The following is a 20,797-nucleotide window of genomic DNA, read 5'->3' on the forward strand; positions in this document are numbered from 1 at the left end:
CCCTTAACCTGTAACACTTTTGCGGAGGGAATCCGGACTGCCTTCAAATTTATCGTTCAGTACATCGCTAAGGTTATATTTCTCAATTTTTTCTATTACCATTCCTGCCCCATAATCCATTTCATAAACGATTACCTCGTTCGAATCAAGGGAACCTGGGAGGTTTCTTTACCTTCCATTGCCCGGAACATCTTCAGCTTGTTGAACGCCGTCCCGTAAATACAGTCCTGTTATATCATAACACAACATAACAAGTTGTGTTTCAATATAACAATTAATACCGGAAATAGTTTGGTGTACGCAACAAAAACGATGCCTTTGGAAGGTGAGGTGAAGCTGAAGGAACTTCGTTTAGCAGGATTGGCGATGTAGTGTAGGAACTGAAGGATACCTGCGCCCGTCCTCAAGGGTTGGATGTATTTGCGGTGACCTCAAAAAACAATTTCATCACCTGTCTCCATCTTCTCAAATGGGTGGCTATATCGTCTAAACCTAAATTGAATTCCTGAGATATCATCCGGTAATGGTGGGGAGACTACATATTTATAAGATGCATGATCAGACCTGCTTCCACCACTAATCAGTCGGCAGTCATATTGTTCGTCAATATATAGCTCGAAATGAATATGTTCATGAGCATTGGACCGAATCTCCGGCTCGATGTCCCAATCTATATTAAGTATTAGTACACTTGCATTGGTGTATTGCCGCATTGAAGTCAACGTATAGAAACGCTCACCTTTTTCAACTGACTTTAGGACGGCAACATGTTTTCTGAATCCATAGGGTTCAACCATAGGTCTAAAATATTCTTCGTTGAACATAGTTCCAAATAACGCTTTTAACAAATCCTCATAGAGACCGAAGGCTGCCGACCATTGGGAAATATACTCAAAAGGCGGGAACCCCGGATTATGATCCGAAATTTCCTTCCTCTGCTTGATCAATGAACAAATTTCTTCATCAATATCGATAATTCTTTCATCGTAGTGCCCGGTTGGGCGTTCAAATGGCATCCGCTTCATAATTAACCTCCTCATACAATCAATTATTAATATCCCTTTTTGATATTAACATATAATGGATGTTGGTTGATATTGGGGTAGCTCCAAGTTCCCCACACTTCTGCTATCACAAAAAGCAGACCGCCGGACTATGAAACCGGCGGTCTGCTTGCGTTACAAGCTTATACGGTAGAGCAGGAGATTCATTTCTGCAATTTGTCCATAAGGTTCAGCAGCATCTGCGCGCTTTCGGCGCGGGTGCCCTGCTCTTGTCCGCGACCTTGCATAAGTCCTAGCGCGCTCGCTTCGCCAATGGCTTGGCGGGCCCACTGCGGCGCTTGACTGATGTCGGTGAAGGCGGCAGACTGAACACCTGCCACAGCCCCGCTGCGCGCCGCGTAGCCATAGGCGCGCACCAGCATCGCCGCCATCTCCTGACGCGAGATGGCTTCATCCGGCGCGAACTTCGCCGCCGACTGGCCGGTAACAATCCCTGCCTGGACAGCCAGGCCGACCGGGCCGGCATACCACTTGCCGGTGCGGACATCCGCGAATGCGGAGGAAGCCTGGCCGCTCAGTCCCAGCGCCCGGACCAGCATCGTGGTGAACTCGGCGCGGGTAATGGCCCGGCTGGGCTCGTACCGCCCGGCCGAAGTTCCCTGCACCAGTTGTTTCGCGGCCAACTGCTTCACGGCGCTTACTGCCCAATGGCCTGCCGGAAGGTCGGCAAAGGTCTTGTCATATTGCAATACGGCATATTTGCTGAAATGGCTGACGGCGGCAGCCCATTTGCCGTCCATCCATTGCCCGCCGGCATATTCCAGCCTGCCTTCATCGCTGAGATAATACAGACCCAGCAGGCTTCTGTCGACATTAGCATTCACTTCGTAAGCAATCGTGACCGGCTGTGAGAATTGCCCCAGTCCGAACGTCCGGCCTTGTTCTGTTACGATGCTGAGCGACCATTCCCGCACAACGCCAACAGCTTGAAGCTCGGCACCGGCCAGGCTCCCGGCACGGGCCAGCAGGCCGCTGGCGGCAGCTGCTGAGACTGCTGTCGCTTTTAGTGAAATCTTGCTGCCCGCAAGAACCTCGGCACCGGCTTTGCCGCGTAGTTCCGCCAATACCGCAGACGGAATGGTGATGCTCACATTAGCGGCGTTTACGGTCAACGATGCCTGCCCCAGCAGCTCCGCCGCATTCCCTGGAAGCTGGAGCTCGGCCAGCTCCCTATCAACGGTAATGGCAATCCCGCTACCTGCATTCAGGGCCCCGGTTAACTGGGCCGCCGTCAGGCTTACGACTCCCGGCGCCGCCGATGCCGCAGGCGTTGCCGCTGGCGTAGCTTGCGCCGTCGGAGCTGCCGTCCCTACAGGCTGACCTCCCGATGGCGGGGAGGTTGGCTCCGGTGTCGGAACTGGACTCGGTGTCGGCTGTGGCGTCGGCTCCGTAGTAGGCCCCGGCTCGCCTGCTGCTACCGTCAGCACATACTCCGCGCCCATAGCGCCGTACTCTGCGCGAATCGTTGCCGTTCCTTCGCTCATAGCGTGAATTTCACCGCTCTCGTCAATTGCGGCCACCGACTCATCTGAAGTGCTATAAACAACGCCTTCAGTCAATTCCGTCGTGCTGCCGTCACTGTAGACGGCATGGACAACAGCCGTTCCGCTGCTTCCCGGCCGAAGTGTATCCGGCCCCTTGATAGCAATGCCTGTCATGACGGCTTCGCCGCCCTGCGTTACTGTCAGGTCATAATGCGCGGTCAATTCGCGGTAGGTTACCGATATAACCGTTGAGCCTTTGCTTAACGCCTGCACCGTCCCTTGATCGTCGATGGACGCAACGGCCGGATTCAGACTGGAATATCGCAGACCTTCCGTAATGAATGACCGTTTACCCGAAGCATACACCGCTTCTGTCACAGTGAAGTCGCTTTGGCCCGCCTGAAGCACGCCCTTGCCCTGCAAAGCGAGGGACTGCAATTGATCTACCGTGATTGTACTTTCCGCATAAATCGCCGGATATCCGTCCACCGTTGCTCTTACTTTGGCTGTTCCCGCCTGCACCGCAGTGACCAGCCCATACGTGTCAACCGTTACGGAATTTTGCGGAGCTGCTGAAACAACGGTCCAGTTCACCTTCTTGGAACTGGCGTTATCGGGGTGCACCGTGGCCTGAAGCTGTACACTTTGCCCAGGCTCCATATCCACCGCCGTGCGATCCAGTGTCACGGATTCCGGAGGCGCTTTGGCAATGACCAGACGGTCGACTTCGAATCCGGCCACTGTTCTGGCGACAACAGTCAGCTCACTGTCCTTAATCTCAACTGCGGTAAAAATCTGCTCGTCTTCATCATAGATTTTTTCCTGCCAGAAACGTTCTGTCAATGCATAGAACTTCGGCCCGGAAGAGCCGCCGATGACGTAACGGGTTCCCTGGCCTTCGGACACTTGCTTCCCGCCTTTCATCGGGAATGTCCGCAAATAAATATGGTCATGCCCGTTCATCACAAGGTCGACCTTATGCTTGTCTAGCACAGGCACCCAGGTTGCCTGCACGCGTTCATTGGAATAGATGCTGCCATACGGCCCCTGGTGGAAAAAGACCACGGTCCACTTCTTGCCGCTGGCCGTCAAATCGCGGTCCAGCCACTCCGCCTGCTCGGCCATTTCGGCTGTTCCGTGCTCGGTATTCATCACGACAAAATGCGTATCTTTGAGATCAAAGGAATAATTGCTTCCCTTGACACTGTCCGCCCCATTCTGCGGATTGTTGAACTGGGCCAGGTAGTCGCCGTCGCCGTTCGTGCCCATCACTTCATGGTTCCCGATAATGGGCACCAGCGTCGTGTTCAGCAGTTGCGGCTGCACGGCTTCAAACCACCAGTTCCACTGCTCCTGCTCGAAGCCTTTGTCCACCATATCACCGGCATGGACGAGCATCTCGGCATCCGGCATATATTCGAACGCTTTCTGGAGGGTGGTGCCCCACAGCCCAAAGCCAGCTTTGGAATCCGCCTGGGAGTCGCCGATGAACAGGAACTTGGTGGACTCACGCCCGCCGCCGTCCGTTGTAAAGGTGCCTTGGCTGCTTACATTGCCTTTTCCGTCCCCAACACGGTATACATACTCCGTTCCTGGCGTAAGGCCAGTGGCCTCTGCCTTATGGACGCGCATAGTCCCGTCATTGTTGGTGTTGTAAATGTAGCTGGTGCCCTCAATCCGCAGTCCCTTACCCTCTTCAAAACCTGTGAACTCCGCCTGCTTGATCAGTTCAACCACGCTGTCCGTGGTATTCGGCTCGGTCTGCCAGGTGAATTGGCGGGAAGTCGCAGTGTCCGCGCCCATCGTAACATTCACGTTGCGCGGTGCAGCAGTTCCGTCATATGGAGCTACCTTAAAGGTCATTACAGGACTGTAAAGATCCCCTTTTACCGCCTGCACCCTAAAGGTTCCTTCCGTCCCGGTTGCCGCTCCTGTAATCAGCTTGCCGCTGCCATCCGAAACAGCCTCTGCGGCGGTTCCGTTAATCAGCAGACCGGCTCCCTGGACGGTAGCGCCGGACGCTGCTTCGGTTACAGCAAAAGCCGCTTCATATCCCTTTGCGATATTATAATGGTTCCAGTTCAGCTTCAAATTGGTTTTGACAGATGCGGCAACAGGTGCCCCGATAAAGCTGATCGGCTGGCCGCTGCCTTCCGTCGAGATGACGGAGCCGGACGTATTTTCAATAACCAGCGGCTTTGAAACATCATTCGCCGTCTGCTCCAGCGTGTATGGGCCGGCATAGTCACCCCTTACCGTATACCTGATCTGTCCGATCAGGTCGGAAGCGTCCAGCCTGGCCTCGTTCATGCGGCTCAGGTTCAGGCGCACCGTGCCCCGCTCCGCATCAATGACCGGCTCAATCTGCTCCTCTGACAGCTTGCCGCCCCGGATGACCTGCAAATTCGTTACAGCCGCAGGGTTAAAAGCAAACTCAATATGCCCCTCCTTCAGCTTATCCGCATTCTCGGCCTTTATGTCCAGTGTATAGGTTCCGCCTGCATACAAAACGTCCGGGGCCTTGTACACATAATACGGCGAACCCAGGTTCACCATGAAATACCATTCCTTAATCGTCTGGTTGCCGCTCATATCGCGGATAGCCAGCTTTACCTTGTGCCGTCCTTCCGCAAGAGCCGTCTTCGGCTTGTACGTAATTTGCCCTTTGGGCGGGTAGAATCCATGCTCGACTAGCTGATCGTCCACGTACAGCCGGGTTTTACCCGGATCAATCAGCGTGGTGCCGGGATGAACAACCGGATCATAGCCTTCATCCTCACCGTTCATGGACAGGGTCGGCGCTGCTGTTTTCACGATCTCCCCTGCCGCAGGGTACTCATTTTTAATTACAGGAGGAGCCATATCTTCATTTAAAGGGCCATATACCGCACGGATGTCATCCACATAAATGGCGCCGGCGGTTTTATTCAGGTTGCTTGTCTCCATATAGCGGACAGGCAGGTCCATGGTCAGCGGTGTCATTTTTCCTTTCGGAACAGAGGCTTCAACGTATTTCCAACCCTTCCAGTCCACCCCTTGCACCTGATCGGTAAAATCGACTGCGAATGCTTTGTTGTCAGCATCACGCAGCTGTCCGCGGAGCCAGTGCTTTTGCCCGTCCCCGTAAATCCACATGCCGATTTTCTCCGGATAGCCGGGAACTTGAATGCGGTCCGCAACCGAGCTTGCCCCGGCGTATGCTCCCGAAGTACCTGTAGTGTTGATAAAATCATATTCCAGCTTCAGCGCTTTATCGCCGCTCCGGATATAATCCTGATCCGTTACTTCCGAGATAGCCACGCTGTTGGCTTTTGCGCTGGAGGCAGCATATTTGCTGATTCCCGCTTCAAAATCCTCCAGCACAACCGGAGGCAGGCCGACATTTACTTCGAAGGAAGCCGTAATGGTTCCGTATTGGACGATAATTTTGCCGTTTTGTCCATTCTCACTGGTTGCCTTGAATACTCCGTTCTCATCCACCGTTCCGATATTGCCTTCCACACTCCATTGAAAGCTGCGGTTATCCGCCTGGATGACCTTCCCGTTCCGCAGTGCCTTCACCGTCAGCTTCGCTGTCGCGCCGGAGGTGTAGGTTTTGATGAGGTCAGGGAATTTGAGCTCGGTCAGCTCGCCTACCACTTCAATATCTCCGCTGCCTTGGACAGCCCCGGCTGCTGCGCTGATCTTGCCGGAGGCTGCAGCTGAAGCGGCAGTAAAGACCCCTTTTTCGTCAATGCTCCCGAGGCTCGGATCAACCTGCCAATTCAGCGTTCCCGGAATCGGAGCCGGGTGCCCATTAGCATCCATTCCCGCCGCCGTAAAGGTGAAGCTTGAGCCCTGCAAAATCCGCTCTGCATTCGGCTGAACAGCCAGTTTGGACGCCGTGTTCAGCTCAGGCGCCGCATTGACCAGCAGCAGGCCGTTGCCGGTCTTGCGCTCATATCCGTCGGAGCCTTGGTTCAGCATTTTCACACCGTTCGTTCCAGGCATTCTGGCCACGAAAGTAGAGGAACCGCCGCCATCCAGGTTCATAGCGTTGACTACGCCCAGATCTTTGAGGATTGCGGCCAATTCTTCCGTCTCGACACCTTCACTGAAGCCCGGCGCTCTGCCGTCGATTTCGAATAGCACGATGCTCCCGTCCGCCTTCGTTCCGATGGCTGTGCGGGGATGAACCCCCTCCGGCCCGACGCCAGTCTGCACCACACCGTCCTTCACCAGCGGCCCCATGCCGCCGATAACGAGGGAAGCCTCGCTCCATTCACCGTCCAGTGCAAAAGACGCCGTAACCTCATCTCCGGGCGCAAGCCCTGCCAGAAGCGGCCGCGATGCACCGTTTGCAGACAGCACCACCTTGCCGGGAGCCAGCGGCGTGTCGCCCTGGCTGCTGCGAATTTCTGACACCTTGAGCTTCAGCGTCTGCCCGCTCTTCACTTCACCGGAAATGACATCCAATACTATCTCGTCGCCATCGTTGGCCGATTTCGTGCTGGTATTGTAGTCCTCCGTGTACAGCACAAGCTGATCCGTATTCCGGTAGCGGTTGATGCTGGTCAAATTGCTGGTTTTACCGCCGATCGTCACGGTTTTGGTCAGCTTCGGCGTGCCGTAGATGGTGCTGCCGTCCGCCTTTACACCAAATGAATAGGTCGAGCCGCTGTTCAAAATAACGCCGTTGTCCATAAACAACCCGTTCGGCACACCGGTGGCGAAGCCGGAGATTTCATAGAAATCGCCGTTGATGCCGGCAATAACGCGGTTTCCGGGCGCATCGGCATCAGCCGCCATCTCGGTCACGGCTTTCATACCGTACACCTTGCCGCCCTTCGTTCCAGCCCGCAGCTTCAAATTGGCATTCGCCGGATTAAATTCCACGGTATGTATCTTTTGCGGCCCCCGTTCATTCTGTAAATCCATCCATGTGTACACGGCCCCCGGCGCAAGCTCTGTCTTGCGCGCATCAATGACCTTGCCGTATTCCGGCACCGTCTGACCGGCAAACGCCGCTCCTGCCGGAAGCACAGGCTGAAATAATGAAAGAAATAACAGAACAATGATTGCCGCAGAAATCTGTCGAAAATAGCCTTTCACTTTGCAGAATCCTCCCTAAGATTGTCGTTTTTTGTATGAATATAGACAATGCAATAGGGTACATCATATCTGCCGAGCGTAATGGGATGATAAATTCTTATAAGGTTTATTGTTAAACAATGGTTTTGCAGCAGATTTACAACAGTATCCAGCCGGATACGTATCTTCAGGGTTCTGGCGGATACTGTCCATGTTGCCCGTAATAACACAAAAAAATAGACCACCCTCGGCAAAGGTAAATGGTCTACTTATTCTGTCGCACCTTACCGCCCAAAAAGCGGCTATTGCTGGAGTCGTCTCGTATGTACGACTCCTTTGATATCTACACTATAATGCTAAGTGGAAAAAGTAAACCTAATTAGCCAAATTCCTGGCTGCAGGAGGTTTTAGGGGGATTTTGTACACCTAATTCAGGGATATTCAACCCATATGGCCGCTTTCAGCCGAATTAGTGGTACTTTTTCCCACATAGGATAATCCATAAGCCGACTGAGTTAAATTAGTGATACTTTTTCCACTAACGTTGACTGCACTTGGATTTTTCAAATCAATCTCTATAAAAATAATTAGAATAACATACCATTCGCCCACAAAGGCATGATTTATGACAGTTAGTTAGTTAGTTAAGAGCAGTAAAAGGGAGAGGGCGGTCTATTTCTTTTTGAGGTAGTTCAGCAGAGCAATAATGAACATGCCAAACATGAACATCAGTGACAATGCTTGATAAACCTCCATGAGCATCACCTCCCTTCCGGGAGACTAGCCGACCGCCCTTGCAAGCCTTCTATTGCTTCAGTCATTATATCACGATGGCAAGTATCATGGATATATTATCCATATAGTTCAATTTTTAGCACTCTTCTCTCCAGCATGTGTTTGAGGCGAAATTGATGTGAATCCGATGTGAAAACGATGCGGGATTAACAATTTGAAATTCTAAATCCGTCAATAAAAAAACCGCCCTTCATTGGATTCTGAGAACCCAATAAATAAGCGGAGTGGTTGGTATAACTAACAGAGGTTTATCGGTATAAAATCGTCAGTTTCCGATATTTGTACGCTTAATCGTTCTGACTGTAAACTATATCCAATCGTTGAAATCCCTTCACGTATCCTGATCCTTACCCCTTCAAGACACCTTATGCTCAATCCGCAGCTTGTCGGCTACCATGGCAATAAATTCCGAGTTAGTCGGCTTAGATTTGGAGATATTAATGGTATAGCCGAACAGGTGGGAGATGCTGTCGATATTGCCACGGGTCCAGGCGACTTCGATCGCGTGGCGGATAGCCCGCTCTACACGTGATGGTGTTGTCTTGAATTTCTCGGCGATGGCCGGGTACAGGGTTTTGGTGATGGCGCCCAGGATCTCGATATTGTTGTACACCATGGTAATGGCTTCACGCAGATACTGATAACCCTTGATATGTGCAGGTACGCCGATTTCATGAATGATCGAGGTGATGTTGGCATCGAGGTTCTTGCCCTTGGACAGCGGCACCACATTGTTTGATCTGGAACCCGAGTAATTGGACATGCTCGATGAAGTGCTCATGCTGCCCTGTGTTCCGACAAGCTGACGCACGCGGTTGGCAAGAACCTCCATATCGAATGGCTTTAAAATATAATAAGAGGCGCCAAGCTGCACAGCACGCTGAGTGATGTTCTCCTGACCAAACGCGGTCAGCATGATGATCTTGGGTTCAGGCTTCAGATCCATATCGCGGAGGCGCTCCAGGACACCCAAACCGTCCAGGTGCGGCATAATGATATCAAGAATAAGGACATCGGGAATTTTGCGGGCTTCGCTCAGCATTTGAAGCACTTCTTCCCCATTGTAGGCGATGCCCGTTACTGTCATATCTTCTTGTTCCGTAATGTACTCGGCAAGCAAATTCGTAAACTCCCTGTTGTCATCGGCCAACAACACTTCAATATTCTGCACTGGCTGCTTCCTCCTTATTTATATCTGCTTTTCGAAAATAATCATTTATCTTCGCTCCTTTACAGTTTCGACATGACGGTTCAATATCCTTCTGTCGAAAATTATTTTTCTTTATTTTTTTTCGGTGTTGGATTATAATTAAATATTTTATTTCAAGGTTCGATGTTTCTCGTTACGCTTCGACAAAAAATCTTAAGGCTAAACCGCCTTAAGATTATAGGGAAGGGTATTCTCTAGCTGTACCACACCGGAATCCTTAAGCATCCATTCGATAAAACAGCCATACCCGGACTTCGGATCATTGACGAATACATGGGTTACCGCACCGATCAAACGGCCATTCTGCACAATCGGACTGCCGCTCATGCCTTGGACAATGCCGCCGGTCTTATCGATCAGACGGGGGTCCGTAATTCGCAGCACCATCCCTTTGGTTGCCGGAGTATCCTGATGCGCTACATGAATAATGTCTACATTGAAACGTTCTACCCGCTGCCCATCCACAACCGTCAGTATTTGCGCCGGCCCTTCCTTCACTTCATCGCTCATGGCAACCGGAATCGGCTCCTGGTACAGGCTGTGCTCCGGGTTGCGGGTCATTTTGCCGAAGATCCCGAAATCCGTGTTGCTTTCCACATTCCCCAGAACCTGGCTCTCTTTATAAAAGGTTGCCCGCTTCTCGCCGGGATCGCCATCCTGGCTTTTGGATATGGAGGTTACGCTGGATTGCACGATGTGTCCACTGCCGACAACGATGGGTGTGCCGGTATTCATGTCTGTAATCACATGACCAAGCGCGCCATATACTCCCTGCTCCGGTGCATAAAAGGTTAAGGTGCCTACACCTGCCGCAGAATCGCGGATATACAGCCCCAGCCGCCATACTTTGTCCTTGCGGTCGTAGGCCGGAGTCAGCTTGGCTGTGCGCTCTTTGCCGCCGCGTTTGAACACAATGGTCAGCGGTTCGCGGGCTCTGCCTGCACGCTCCACCAGCTTCGCCACCTTGGATACCTCGTCCAGCTTCACTCCATCGATGGAGATCATCAAATCCCCGGGCAGGAGACCGCTGTTCTCTCCGGGTGAAAGCTTGGACTGCTGCGATACTTCAATCAGATGATGGCCAACAACAAGCACGCCTGCGGACTTCACTTTCACACCAATCGTCTGGCCCCCCGGTATTACCTTGAGATCCCGGTTTTCTCCCTGAACGGCCTGGTCAGGCGGGTTGTCTTGAGGCGAGGCATAGCTCTGAGAAGGTCCCGTTATGCCTGATAAGCTGAGAAAAAAGGCGAATAAAAGGCCGGGCATTAACTTCCTGAGGTTCGGCTTCAATGGCTGTCACGCTCCCTTTTGCTTCTTTCGCTTGACGAAAAAGGTGGTCGCCAATTGCGTACCTATAAGATAACCTTGCCCCCAGGCTTTTATTACTGTTAATCATTGTTCCGCTTACCCTGCAGCCGCCTTGCTGGCCTCGGCCAGACCGAGCATTTCCTGTGCGTGGTGCAGGGTTTTTTCGGTGATTTCCACACCGCCCAGCATCCGGGCCAGCTCCATAACCCGGCCTTCGGCTGTCAGTGACTCCACTTCGGTCATCGTTCGCCCGTCTTCAACTTTTTTGCGGATAAGGTACTGGTGGTCGGCCATGCAGGCCACCTGCGGCAGATGGGTAATGGAGAACACCTGACAGGTGGACGAGAGCTTGTACAGCTTGTCTGCAATGGACTGGGCGGCCCGTCCGCTGACGCCGGTATCCACCTCATCGAAGATCAGAACAGGAATCGCGTCATGGCGGGCAAAAATGCTCTTCATCGCCAGCATAATCCGTGACAGCTCGCCGCCGGAGGCGATTTTGCCGAGCGGACGCAGCGGCTCACCGGGATTGGGGGAGATCATGAACTCCGCACTGTCGATGCCCTGCCGGGTCAGCCTGTAACGGCGGTCCTGGTATTCAACGCCGCGCGGGTCCTCCAGAAGGTCCATTTTGACCTGAAGCGAGGTCCGTTCCATCTGCAGGTCCTTCAGCTCACCCTCTACCTGAGTGGCCAGATCAGCCGCACACTGCCGACGGGCCTGGCTCAGCGCTTCTGCCGCTTCCATAAGAATGCTCAGCAGACCATCACGTTTCACCGTCAGCTTCTCGATGTATTCATCCTTATTCTCCAGCAGGTCCGTCTCATGGCTGATTTGTTCATAATAAGCAAGAATCTGCTCTACACTGTCGCCATATTTGCGCCGAAGCCCGGAGATCAGGTCCAGACGGTTCTCAATATCCTCCAGCCTGGCCGGGTTGAATTCAATCTCCTCGCGGTAATCGCGAAGCTGGAATGCGGCATCCTCCAGCTGGTAATACGAGGACTGAAGCTGGTCGAGCACGCCTTTCAGACCTTTTTCGTCATATCGCACCGCATCCTCCAGCCGGGAAATCACATTGCCGATGGATTCCAGCCCCTGTCTGTCATACAGCAGCTCATATGCGCCGGATACGGAATCCATCATTTTCTCGCTGTGGGATAGTTTGACCCTTTCTTCGGTAAGTAATTCATCTTCGCCCGGTTGTAGTCCTGCGGAAGAAATTTCCTCCAGCTGAAAGCGGTATAAATCCAGCATTTGATAAGCCTTCTGGCTGGTTTCCTGCAGTTCGCGGAGTTCTTTTTCCACCTTGGCAAAGGCGGTATATTTCTCTTGATAATCGGCCTTGAGCGGTCCAATCACCGCTTCGCCGTAGGTATCCAGCAAGCCCAGATGGCGCTCAGCCTTCAGCAGATTCTGATGCTCATGCTGGCCATGAATATTGACCAGCTGCTCACCGATTTCCCGCAGCATGCTGAGATTGACCATTTGCCCGTTAACGCGCGACGTGCTTTTGCCCTGGGAGGTGATCTCACGTCGGATAATCAGATGCTCCTCCGGCTGCGCCGTAATACCCAGACGCTCCAGCGTCTCCCATACGGGATGCGCAACCGGCAGGCTGAACAGCGCTTCCATCTCGGCTTTGTCCGTACCGTAACGGATGGAATCTGCTGAACCCCGGCCTCCGACAACCAGCCCAAGAGCATCTATAATAATCGATTTGCCTGCACCGGTTTCCCCTGTCAGCACATGAAAACCTGGATAAAAATGCACATCCACCGCTTCAACCACGGCAAGATTGCGGATCGATAACGTTTCTAACACGGATACAGCACCCCCGAAAAGATGATTGCTTAGGAATCTATGCTCTAGGATATATATCCCATTATTTGCGAAATAACGTCATGGCTGTCTTCCGGCTGCCGGCAGATAATCAGGATTGTATCATCACCGGAAAGGGTGCCCATAATCTGCGGCCAATCAATATTGTCGATCAGAGCAGCTACAGAGTTAGCTGTCCCCGGCAGACACTTCATTACGACAAGGTTGGCGGAGGAATCAATATGCACAAAATTGTCCACCAGCACACGCTTCAGCTTCTGGGTCGGATTGTAACGCTGATCTGTCGGAAGGGAATATTTATATCTGCCGTCGTCCATAGGGACCTTAATTAGTAAAAGTTCCTTAATATCCCGTGACACGGTGGCCTGGGTGACCTGAAAACCAGCCTCGCGCAGCGCCTCGACCAGATCATCCTGTGTCTCAATTTCCTGCTGTGTAATGATTTCACGTATCTTAATGTGCCTGTGACCTTTCATTGTTGCCTCCCAAATTTATATAAGTATACTTCTTAAGTAGATTCCCCGTCGTCCTTGCCCAGCCGGATCTCATGAATGGCAGACGTGACGGTGTTGACATACAGCACTCCGCTGCATTCCGGATAGATCAGCAAATAGGGCAGAAGTGAATCCCGGAGGCTGCTTCCGGTGAATTCCAGCGTTCGGCGCGGGCGGGAGAGTATCACCAAATAGAACGAATCCTCTTCCTTGCTCGCCACATAATCGATGAAGAGCCTGCTGTACATGGAAGCCCCATCGACTGTAAAAGACAACGGGATCTTCAGCTTGCCGCCGATCACCTCATAGCCTGCGTCTTCCAGCACATCGATGGCAGGGTGAGGCACAATGACTGTATTGAGCGGCAGCTTGTCCTTGATGAACGAACGCGGGGAGCTTTGCAGCCATATGTAAATCCGGTAAATGACAAATATTGCGACTGCCAGTCCAATCAACGCCATAACGGCCTTATCAGAGTCCGCCAATTTCATCACCTCGGTGAATAATTCGCGCGCGGCCCCGTGAAATCCTGCTTTTGCTGCTGAAATCCGGACGAACCTGACAGTTACAGATGACTTCTGGGGGAAGTTAAGGATAGACTAACTTATTCCTTGTGAATTTGCAAAAAAGCACGCAAGCCATACATGATAACCGAAACAAACCGCCGCGCCGTTCTTCGCTGGACAGTGCAGCCGTCTTAAGAATCAAACTTGATGTTATGTTGAAAGCCTTGGCTCACAAGGATTCCCGGTCATCCTGCACAATTCTTAAGTTCAGCTTATCCTAGCAATGACTCCCCATATCCTACGGCAACTCCAAGTGGAAAAAGGGTAACTCAGTTGCTTGAATCCACTGTTCTCCGCAGACGAAGTGGAAAAAAGAACACTAATTTCAGCTCTTTTCGCCAATGAAAGAGGAAAATAGCCCAATGAAGTTTCCTTTTTCCAGTTAAATCCCATTATTGTTGAATTTCCGGAAAAATAAGCTCCCTTTTTCCAACTAACGCTTACAAAGGAGCCTGGTAAGCAGGCGCTCGTTAAAATAAGGATCTCCAGACCGGCTGATCCCTCAACTGTATAGTTTCGAGATACGGGCCAAACAAACAGTATTTTTTGTATTGTATAAGTTCCGATACAGTCAAAAAGAAACTCATCGCTTCGATGAGTTTCCAGGGGTACTGACTTTAAAGGTTGCTGCCGCTTCCTTGATCACGGTATCGGCGAGCGCCGCAAAATATTCGGAACCAGGCTCTCCTAAAGGTGGCTCTGGCTGGGAAGCACCGGTCTCCGCAGCTTCAGGAAGCAGCTTCCAGTGCGCCAAAAACTCGATGTTGCCTTCACCCCCGGTAATCGGGGAAAAGGTTAAGCCTTCCAGCCGGTAGCCCAGCCCGGAAGCCATGCCAAGCACACCCACCAGCACCTCTTTGTGGACAGCAGGCTCACGGACTACACCGGACTTTCCTACTTTTTCCCGTCCGGCTTCGAACTGCGGCTTGATCAGTGCAGCGATATCGGCGGGGCGTTCAAGCAGTGCGATGAGCGGCGGCAAAATAATTTTTAATGAAATAAAGGATACATCAATGCTGGCAAAATCGGGAACCGGCCCTTGCAAATCCGGCGGGGTCATGTAACGGAAATTCGTCTGCTCCATCACGCTTACCCGTTCATCATTGCGCAGTCTCCAATCCAGCTGGTTATAGCCGACATCAATCGCATAGACATGGCTTGCTCCGTTCTGGAGGGCGCAATCGGTGAAGCCTCCTGTAGAAGAGCCGATATCCAGCATCACGCGCCCGTTCAGGTCAATGCCGAACTGCCGCAGCGCCTTCTCCAGCTTCAGGCCGCCCCGGCTGACGTAAGGATGCACAGCTCCTTTTACCCTCAGGATGGCGCTGCGAGGCACCTTCATGCCTGCCTTCTCAATCCGTTCCTCATCCGCAAGCACCAGCCCGGCCATAATGGCGGCCTTGGCCTTCTCGCGGCTCGCAAAAAAACCTTGTTCCACTAACAGCACATCGATCCGTTCCTTTGGGTGTTCCATGGTCATCTCCCGATTGTTCTTAGGGTTACCGCTTCGACTATCCTGTTCAGGAGGTTGAAGTCGTCTTGTAGGCAAAAGCGCTCGATGCCTTCATCGCTTTGACACGGCTGATTACCGCTTCAACGGTCAGCCCGGTTTGCTGGCGCTGCTCTTTGATCGAGCCATGCTCCACAAAAATATCCGGCACGCCCATCAAATGGACGCGGGCGTCATAAATTTCATGCTCCGCATAATATTCAAGCACTGCGCTGCCCAAACTACCGGCCTCACAGGCTTCCTCCAGCACAATCATCCCTGTGCCCGCATGGGCCAGGTCCAGCAGCATGGAGCCGTCCAGCGGCTTCAGGAACCGGGCATTGACAACCCCCACCTGAATGCCTTCACGCTTCAGCAGCTCCGCTGCTTCTTCAGCCACCTGGACCATCGGCCCGCAGGCCAGCACAGCGTAGTCGTCGCCTGGACGCAGCCGTTCCCAGGAGCCGATAGGCAGCGGCTTCAGCTCGGCGTCCAGTGCCACGCCAGTACCATCAATGCGCGGATACCGGTACGCAATCGGCCCGTCATTATATTCAAGCGCCGTCTTCATCATGTGGCGCAGCTCATTCTCATCCTTGGGCATCATCATCACCATGTTCGGGATGTGGCGCATAAAGGCGATATCGTATACCCCTTGATGCGTTTCACCGTCGGCACCCACAAAGCCTGCGCGGTCGATGGCGAACATAACATTGGCATTATGGCGGCAAATGTCATGCACAATCTGATCGTATGCCCGCTGCATAAAGGTGGAATAGACGGCATAAACCGGCTTCATTCCCTCCATTGCCAGCGCAGCGCAGAGCGTTGCCGCATGCTGCTCGGCAATGCCGACATCAATCATGCGGTCGGGAAACTCCTTGGCGAACGGGAACAAGCCTGATCCCCCGGGCATTGCCGGTGTAACGGCGATCAGCCGTTTGTCCTCCCGGCCCAGCTCGATCAGCGTCTCCCCGAACACTTCGGTGTACATCGGATTGCCGACAGCCTTCAGAGACTGGCCGGACTCAATTTTGTAAGGGGAGATGGCATGTGACTTATAGAAATCGGTTTCAGCCGGTTTATACCCTTTGCCTTTGGTAGTGAGAACATGCACAAATACAGGTCCGGATACGTTGTCCGCCTGATGGAAGGTATCGATCAGCTTCTCTACGTCATGGCCGTCAACCGGACCCAGGTAAGTAAAGCCAAGCTCTTCGAACAGCACGCCGGGCACCATCATGTATTTGAGGCTGTCCTTGACATTCTGGGCTGTCTTGGCGAGTCTTCCGCCGATGGCCGGAATCTTCTTGAGGAGCCCTTCGACTTCATCCTTGGCACGCAGATAATGGCGGTCCGAGCGGATTTTGCTCAGATAATTATGCATGGCTCCTACGTTCGGAGCGATGGACATTTCGTTGTCATTCAGGATAACCATCAGCTTGCGGCGTTCATGGCCGATATGGTTAAGCGCTTCAAACGCCATCCCGCCGGTCAACGCTCCGTCCCCGATTACAGCGATAACCTTGTTGTCTTCGCCTTTGAGATCACGGGCCATCGCCATTCCCATGGCCGCAGACAGGGAGGTGCTGCTGTGTCCGGCTTCCCAGACATCATGCTCACTCTCCGCACGCTTCACAAAGCCGCACAACCCGTCCTTCTTGCGCAGCGTGTCAAAACGGTCCTGGCGTCCGGTAAGGATCTTGTGGACATATGCCTGATGCCCTACGTCGTATATCATTTTGTCCCGGGGACTGTCATAACAGTAGTGCAAGGCAATCGTGAGCTCCACTACCCCCAGGTTGGAGCCGAGGTGTCCGCCGGTCGCCGTAAGCTTCTCGATCAGAAACCGGCGGATTTCCTCCGCAAGGGTAGCCAGCTCCTCCACTGACAAAGCTTTAAGTTGCTGAGGATCATTTATTTGTGGAAGCAGCACGAGTATTCCCCGCTTTCCTAGATGTTGTAAAATATATATAAACCCCATTATAACACAAACGAAACGGCTGTCGAAACACAGCCGCTCCGGAATAAATTCTAATGATCGCGCTTCATAAGATAGTCCGCAATGTCCAAGAGGCGCGTGTTGTCCCGAAAACCGCCTTCAAGGACAGCCTTGCGGGCAGCTTCCGTCAGCCGCTCCACCTCAGCGCGGGAAGCATCCAGTCCGATAAAATACGGATAGGTAACCTTCTGCTGCTTGAGATCGCTGCCTGTTTTTTTGCCGAGCTTACCTTCGTCGCCGACCAGATCCAGGATATCATCCTGAATCTGAAAGGCCAGGCCGATATGCGTGCCGAAATCGCGCAGCGCCTCCAGCCTTCTGCTGTCCGCCCCGGCAATGCGTCCCCCGGCCACCAGGGAAAAAACAATCAGATCCCCCGTCTTATGGCGGTGGATGTATTGAAGCTGCTCCAGATCGGTAAGCCCCTGCTCGCCTTCCATATCGGCGATCTGCCCGCCGACCATCCCTCTCGGGCCTGCCATTTCCGCCAGGTCCTCCACCACGGAGAGCGCGTGTTCTGCGGGCACGCCATGCTTCCGCGAAGCCTGCACAACACTGTAGAACGCATGGGTGAGCAGCGCATCTCCGGCCAGTATGGCCGTAGCCTCGCCGTATACCTTGTGATTGGTGAGTTTGCCGCGCCGGTAATCATCATTATCCATAGCGGGCAGATCATCGTGGATCAGCGAGTAGGTATGTACCATCTCAATGGCAGCGGCTACCGGCAGCGCTGCCTGGCGGCTGCCGCCCAGCGCCTCGCAGGCGGCGATGACCAGCAGCGGGCGCAGACGTTTGCCGCCCGCCTGCAGCGAGTAGTTCATCGCGTCCTTAAGGTTGCCGGGTACGTTCCATTCTCCAGGCAAGGCCGCCTCCAGCTCACTCATGACAAGGCTGCTGATCTCGGCTATATATTCCTTCAGCGGCTGCCGCAAGGATGTCCCGGCAGGCTCCGCTTCCGGCTTCGGCTCAAACGGGCTCATCGCTGTCACCTTCCAGCCGGGCACCGAACGGTTTCTTGCGCAGCTCGCCGTCCATCTCAGTGATCATTTCGATTTTGCGTTCTACCTGCTCCAGCTTGTTCCCGCACAGCTGGGAGAGCTTCATCCCCTGCTGAAACAAATCGATTGCCTTCTCCAGGGGGACGTCACCATGCTCCAGCTCCCGCACGATTTCTTCCAGCCGCTCCATAGCTCCTTCAAAATCCAATTCCAGTTCAGCTTCCTTCGCCATTCGTTATGCCATCCTCCTTCATTCCCCACACCTGGCAGCTTAATTGTCCGTCATTCAGCTTGATATTGACCACATCGCCGAGCTCTACTTCCTTCAGCGATTTGATTAAATGCTCTTCCTTCTCATCGTAGACGAGGCTGTAGCCCCGCGACATCACCTTCAGCGGGCTTAGCGCATCGAGATGGCGCAGCTCGGCGGCGAAGCGCGAGCGCTTCTCCTGCAGGCGCACCTGCATGGCACCCGCAAGCTCGCGGGTGAGGCTCTCGGTGCGCCGCCGCGCAGCGCTGACACTCGCCTGCGGGTGGAAGCGCTGCAGGCTGTGGTGCAGCACGGCGCGCTGTTCCCGCGCGCGGCCGTGCCTGTCCCTCGCTGCGCGGAGCAGCCCGGCGCGCAGCATGTCCAGCCGCTGCGCGTGCTGGGCCAGCTGGCGGCGCGGGCCGACCAGCGCCAGCGAGCGCTGCAGCGAAGCGAGGCGCTCGCCGCCGCGCTGCGAGCGGCGCAGCAGCCCTTGGCGCAGGCGCTGCTGCGCCGTGCGGAGCTGCGCTGCCAGCTCGGCGGCGTGCGGCACCGCCAGCTCGGCCGCCGCCGTCGGGGTTGCTGCCCGAAGATCGGCGGCGAAGTCGGCGATCGTGAAGTCGGTCTCGTGGCCCACGGCCGAGATGACCGGGATTCCGGAGGCCGCGATCGCCCGGGCGACGGCCTCTTCGTTGAAGGCCCACAGCTCCTCCAGGGAGCCGCCTCCGCGGCCGACGATAAGCACATCGGCTTCGCCCATCGCGTTCAGATTCTCAATGGCCTTCACTATGGACGGCCCGGCGCCTTTGCCCTGCACCAGGACAGGATAGAGCACCACCGCCACCTGCGGGAACCGCCGCTGCAGCGTGATGATGATATCCCGCACAGCCGCGCCGGTCGGGGAGGTTACGACCCCGATGCAGCGCGGGAAGCGGGGAAGCGGCCGCTTGCGTGCCGCCGCGAACAGCCCCTCCAGCTCCAGCTTGTTCTTCAGCTGTTCATACGCCAGGTATAGGCTGCCTATTCCGTCAGGCTGCATATGCGTAGCGTAGAACTGATACTGCCCGTCCCGCTCGTAGACAGTCACGTTCCCTCTGGCGATGACCTTCGTGCCTTCCTTCGGAACAAAAGGCAGCCGCTGGTTATGGGATGCGAACATGATCGACTTGATCCGGCTGCTCTCATCCTTCAGCGTGAAATACATATGACCGCTGCCATGGTGGGTGAAATTCGAGATTTCCCCGCGGACCCATACATCGGAGAGCACCACATCCGAATCCAGCTTCATGCGGATATAACGGTTAAGCTCCTTTATCGAGTAGACCTGCCGTTCTGCCGCCATAAATGCGACCTATTCCTTATCCAGGCCGTGGCGGCGTTTGGCCGCAATCAGCGTGTTGGCCATCAGCATGGTAATGGTCATCGGTCCAACGCCGCCCGGTACAGGAGTGATATATCCGGCAACTTCCTTCGCACTTTCATAATCCACGTCCCCCGCCAGCTTGCCGTTATCCAGCCGGTTCATTCCGACGTCGATCACTACCGCCCCCGGTTTCACAAATGAACCGTCAATAAAGTTGGCCCGGCCGATAGCTACAACCAAAATATCCGCCTGGCGGCTAAGCTCAGCGATATTCGCGGTGCGTGAGTGGCACATGGTGACTGTGGCATTCTCGCGCTGGAGCAGCAGGGATACCGGTTTGCCGACAATGTTGCTGCGTCCGATAACGACCGCATGTTTGCCGGAAATTCCGGTGCCTGTGCGTTTAATCAGCTCGATCACACCTGCAGGCGTACAGGGCAGAAGACTGTCATCCCCGATCACCAGGTTGCCAACATTGATCGGATGGAAGCCGTCCACATCTTTTTCTACAGCAATGGCATTAATTACAGCCTTCTCGTCAATGTGCTTTGGAAGCGGAAGCTGAACCAGTATTCCATCAATCTCATCCCGGCGGTTCAGTTCGGCCACGAGCGCCAGCAAATCCTCCTGGCTAGTTGCAGCATCCAGTCTGTGCACTTCCGAATGGAACCCGAGCTCAGTACTGGATTTCTCTTTGTTGCGCACATAGACCTGAGAAGCCGGATCTTCACCGACCAGCACAACAGCAAGCCCAGGTTTTACACCCCGTTCGGCCAGTTGGGCAACTTCCCGGGCAATGCCGATACGAATTTCGTCAGATACTTGTTTACCGCTGATGATTGCTGCTGTCATGTAATTCTCT

Annotated in this window: 14 protein-coding genes; all 14 read right to left on the reverse strand. The window is 53.8% G+C overall.

Features of this window, described 5'->3' with window-relative positions; genetic code table 11:
• Positions 1-431 precede the first annotated feature (431 nt).
• The 14 genes from BLQ82_RS13650 to folD all read right to left on the reverse strand — a co-directional run bounded on the left by BLQ82_RS13650 (position 432) and on the right by folD (position 20,787).
• On the reverse strand, positions 432-1,025 hold the full coding sequence (locus tag BLQ82_RS13650; RefSeq protein ID WP_062527735.1) for a hypothetical protein: 594 nt from the start codon (positions 1,023-1,025) through the stop codon (positions 432-434).
• Positions 1,026-1,207: 182 nt separating this feature from the next.
• Positions 1,208-7,639, reverse strand: a complete 6,432-nt coding sequence (locus BLQ82_RS13655) for a phosphodiester glycosidase family protein (protein ID WP_074648235.1) — start codon at positions 7,637-7,639, stop codon at positions 1,208-1,210.
• A gap of 651 nt (positions 7,640-8,290) precedes the next feature.
• Positions 8,291-8,380 carry a putative holin-like toxin gene (locus BLQ82_RS33080; protein ID WP_332910058.1) on the reverse strand — a complete coding sequence of 30 codons (90 nt, stop codon included), beginning with the start codon at positions 8,378-8,380 and terminating at the stop codon, positions 8,291-8,293.
• Between the two features lie 388 nt (positions 8,381-8,768).
• Positions 8,769-9,584 (reverse strand): sporulation transcription factor Spo0A, encoded by an 816-nt coding sequence (gene spo0A, locus BLQ82_RS13660; RefSeq protein WP_062527731.1) that lies wholly within the window; start codon positions 9,582-9,584, stop codon positions 8,769-8,771.
• A gap of 198 nt (positions 9,585-9,782) precedes the next feature.
• A complete protein-coding gene (gene spoIVB, locus BLQ82_RS13665) occupies positions 9,783-10,916 on the reverse strand; it encodes a SpoIVB peptidase (protein WP_062527729.1) in 1,134 nt (377 codons plus the stop codon).
• Between the two features lie 114 nt (positions 10,917-11,030).
• The gene (gene recN, locus BLQ82_RS13670) at positions 11,031-12,758 is read right to left on the reverse strand and encodes a DNA repair protein RecN (RefSeq protein WP_062527727.1); all 1,728 of its coding nucleotides are present in this window, start codon (positions 12,756-12,758) and stop codon (positions 11,031-11,033) included.
• 44 nt (positions 12,759-12,802) lie between these two features.
• Positions 12,803-13,252 (reverse strand): transcriptional regulator AhrC/ArgR, encoded by a 450-nt coding sequence (gene ahrC / locus BLQ82_RS13675; RefSeq protein ID WP_062527725.1) that lies wholly within the window; start codon positions 13,250-13,252, stop codon positions 12,803-12,805.
• A gap of 32 nt (positions 13,253-13,284) precedes the next feature.
• The gene (locus BLQ82_RS13680; protein WP_082722818.1) at positions 13,285-13,755 is read right to left on the reverse strand and encodes a hypothetical protein; all 471 of its coding nucleotides are present in this window, start codon (positions 13,753-13,755) and stop codon (positions 13,285-13,287) included.
• A 664-nt stretch (positions 13,756-14,419) separates the two neighbouring features.
• Positions 14,420-15,310, reverse strand: a complete 891-nt coding sequence (locus BLQ82_RS13685) for a TlyA family RNA methyltransferase (protein ID WP_074648237.1) — start codon at positions 15,308-15,310, stop codon at positions 14,420-14,422.
• A 46-nt stretch (positions 15,311-15,356) separates the two neighbouring features.
• A complete protein-coding gene (gene dxs, locus BLQ82_RS13690) occupies positions 15,357-17,261 on the reverse strand; it encodes a 1-deoxy-D-xylulose-5-phosphate synthase (RefSeq protein ID WP_062527721.1) in 1,905 nt (634 codons plus the stop codon).
• A 98-nt stretch (positions 17,262-17,359) separates the two neighbouring features.
• Positions 17,360-18,307 carry a polyprenyl synthetase family protein gene (locus BLQ82_RS13695; RefSeq protein WP_062527719.1) on the reverse strand — a complete coding sequence of 316 codons (948 nt, stop codon included), beginning with the start codon at positions 18,305-18,307 and terminating at the stop codon, positions 17,360-17,362.
• Complete coding sequence (gene xseB, locus BLQ82_RS13700; protein ID WP_020428430.1) at positions 18,294-18,557, reverse strand: exodeoxyribonuclease VII small subunit; 264 nt, start codon at positions 18,555-18,557, stop codon at positions 18,294-18,296. Before xseB ends, BLQ82_RS13695 begins: the two co-directional genes overlap by 14 nt.
• Positions 18,541-19,914, reverse strand: coding sequence for an exodeoxyribonuclease VII large subunit (gene xseA, locus BLQ82_RS13705; protein ID WP_062527717.1), 1,374 nt, complete (start codon positions 19,912-19,914; stop codon positions 18,541-18,543). Before xseA ends, xseB begins: the two co-directional genes overlap by 17 nt.
• Before the next feature lie 9 nt (positions 19,915-19,923).
• Positions 19,924-20,787 (reverse strand): bifunctional methylenetetrahydrofolate dehydrogenase/methenyltetrahydrofolate cyclohydrolase FolD, encoded by an 864-nt coding sequence (gene folD, locus BLQ82_RS13710; RefSeq protein WP_062527715.1) that lies wholly within the window; start codon positions 20,785-20,787, stop codon positions 19,924-19,926.
• Between the last annotated feature and the right edge of the window lie 10 nt (positions 20,788-20,797).

Origin of the sequence: Paenibacillus jilunlii (assembly GCF_900102965.1) — a bacterium.
Lineage (GTDB): Bacteria > Bacillota > Bacilli > Paenibacillales > Paenibacillaceae > Paenibacillus_AQ > Paenibacillus_AQ jilunlii.

Excerpts from the sequence above, each read along its gene's own strand:
- BLQ82_RS13695 (WP_062527719.1), bottom strand. The coding sequence starts at position 18,307 with ATGAGCCCGTTTGAGCCGAAGCCGGAAGCGGAGCCTGCCGGGACATCC.
- BLQ82_RS13685 (WP_074648237.1), bottom strand. The coding sequence starts at position 15,310 with ATGGAACACCCAAAGGAACGGATCGATGTGCTGTTAGTGGAACAAGGT.
- BLQ82_RS33080 (WP_332910058.1), bottom strand. The coding sequence starts at position 8,380 with ATGCTCATGGAGGTTTATCAAGCATTGTCACTGATGTTCATGTTTGGC.
- folD (WP_062527715.1), bottom strand. The coding sequence starts at position 20,787 with ATGACAGCAGCAATCATCAGCGGTAAACAAGTATCTGACGAAATTCGT.
- ahrC (WP_062527725.1), bottom strand. The coding sequence starts at position 13,252 with ATGAAAGGTCACAGGCACATTAAGATACGTGAAATCATTACACAGCAG.
- xseB (WP_020428430.1), bottom strand. The coding sequence starts at position 18,557 with ATGGCGAAGGAAGCTGAACTGGAATTGGATTTTGAAGGAGCTATGGAG.
- xseA (WP_062527717.1), bottom strand. The coding sequence starts at position 19,914 with ATGGCGGCAGAACGGCAGGTCTACTCGATAAAGGAGCTTAACCGTTAT.
- BLQ82_RS13650 (WP_062527735.1), bottom strand. The coding sequence starts at position 1,025 with ATGAAGCGGATGCCATTTGAACGCCCAACCGGGCACTACGATGAAAGA.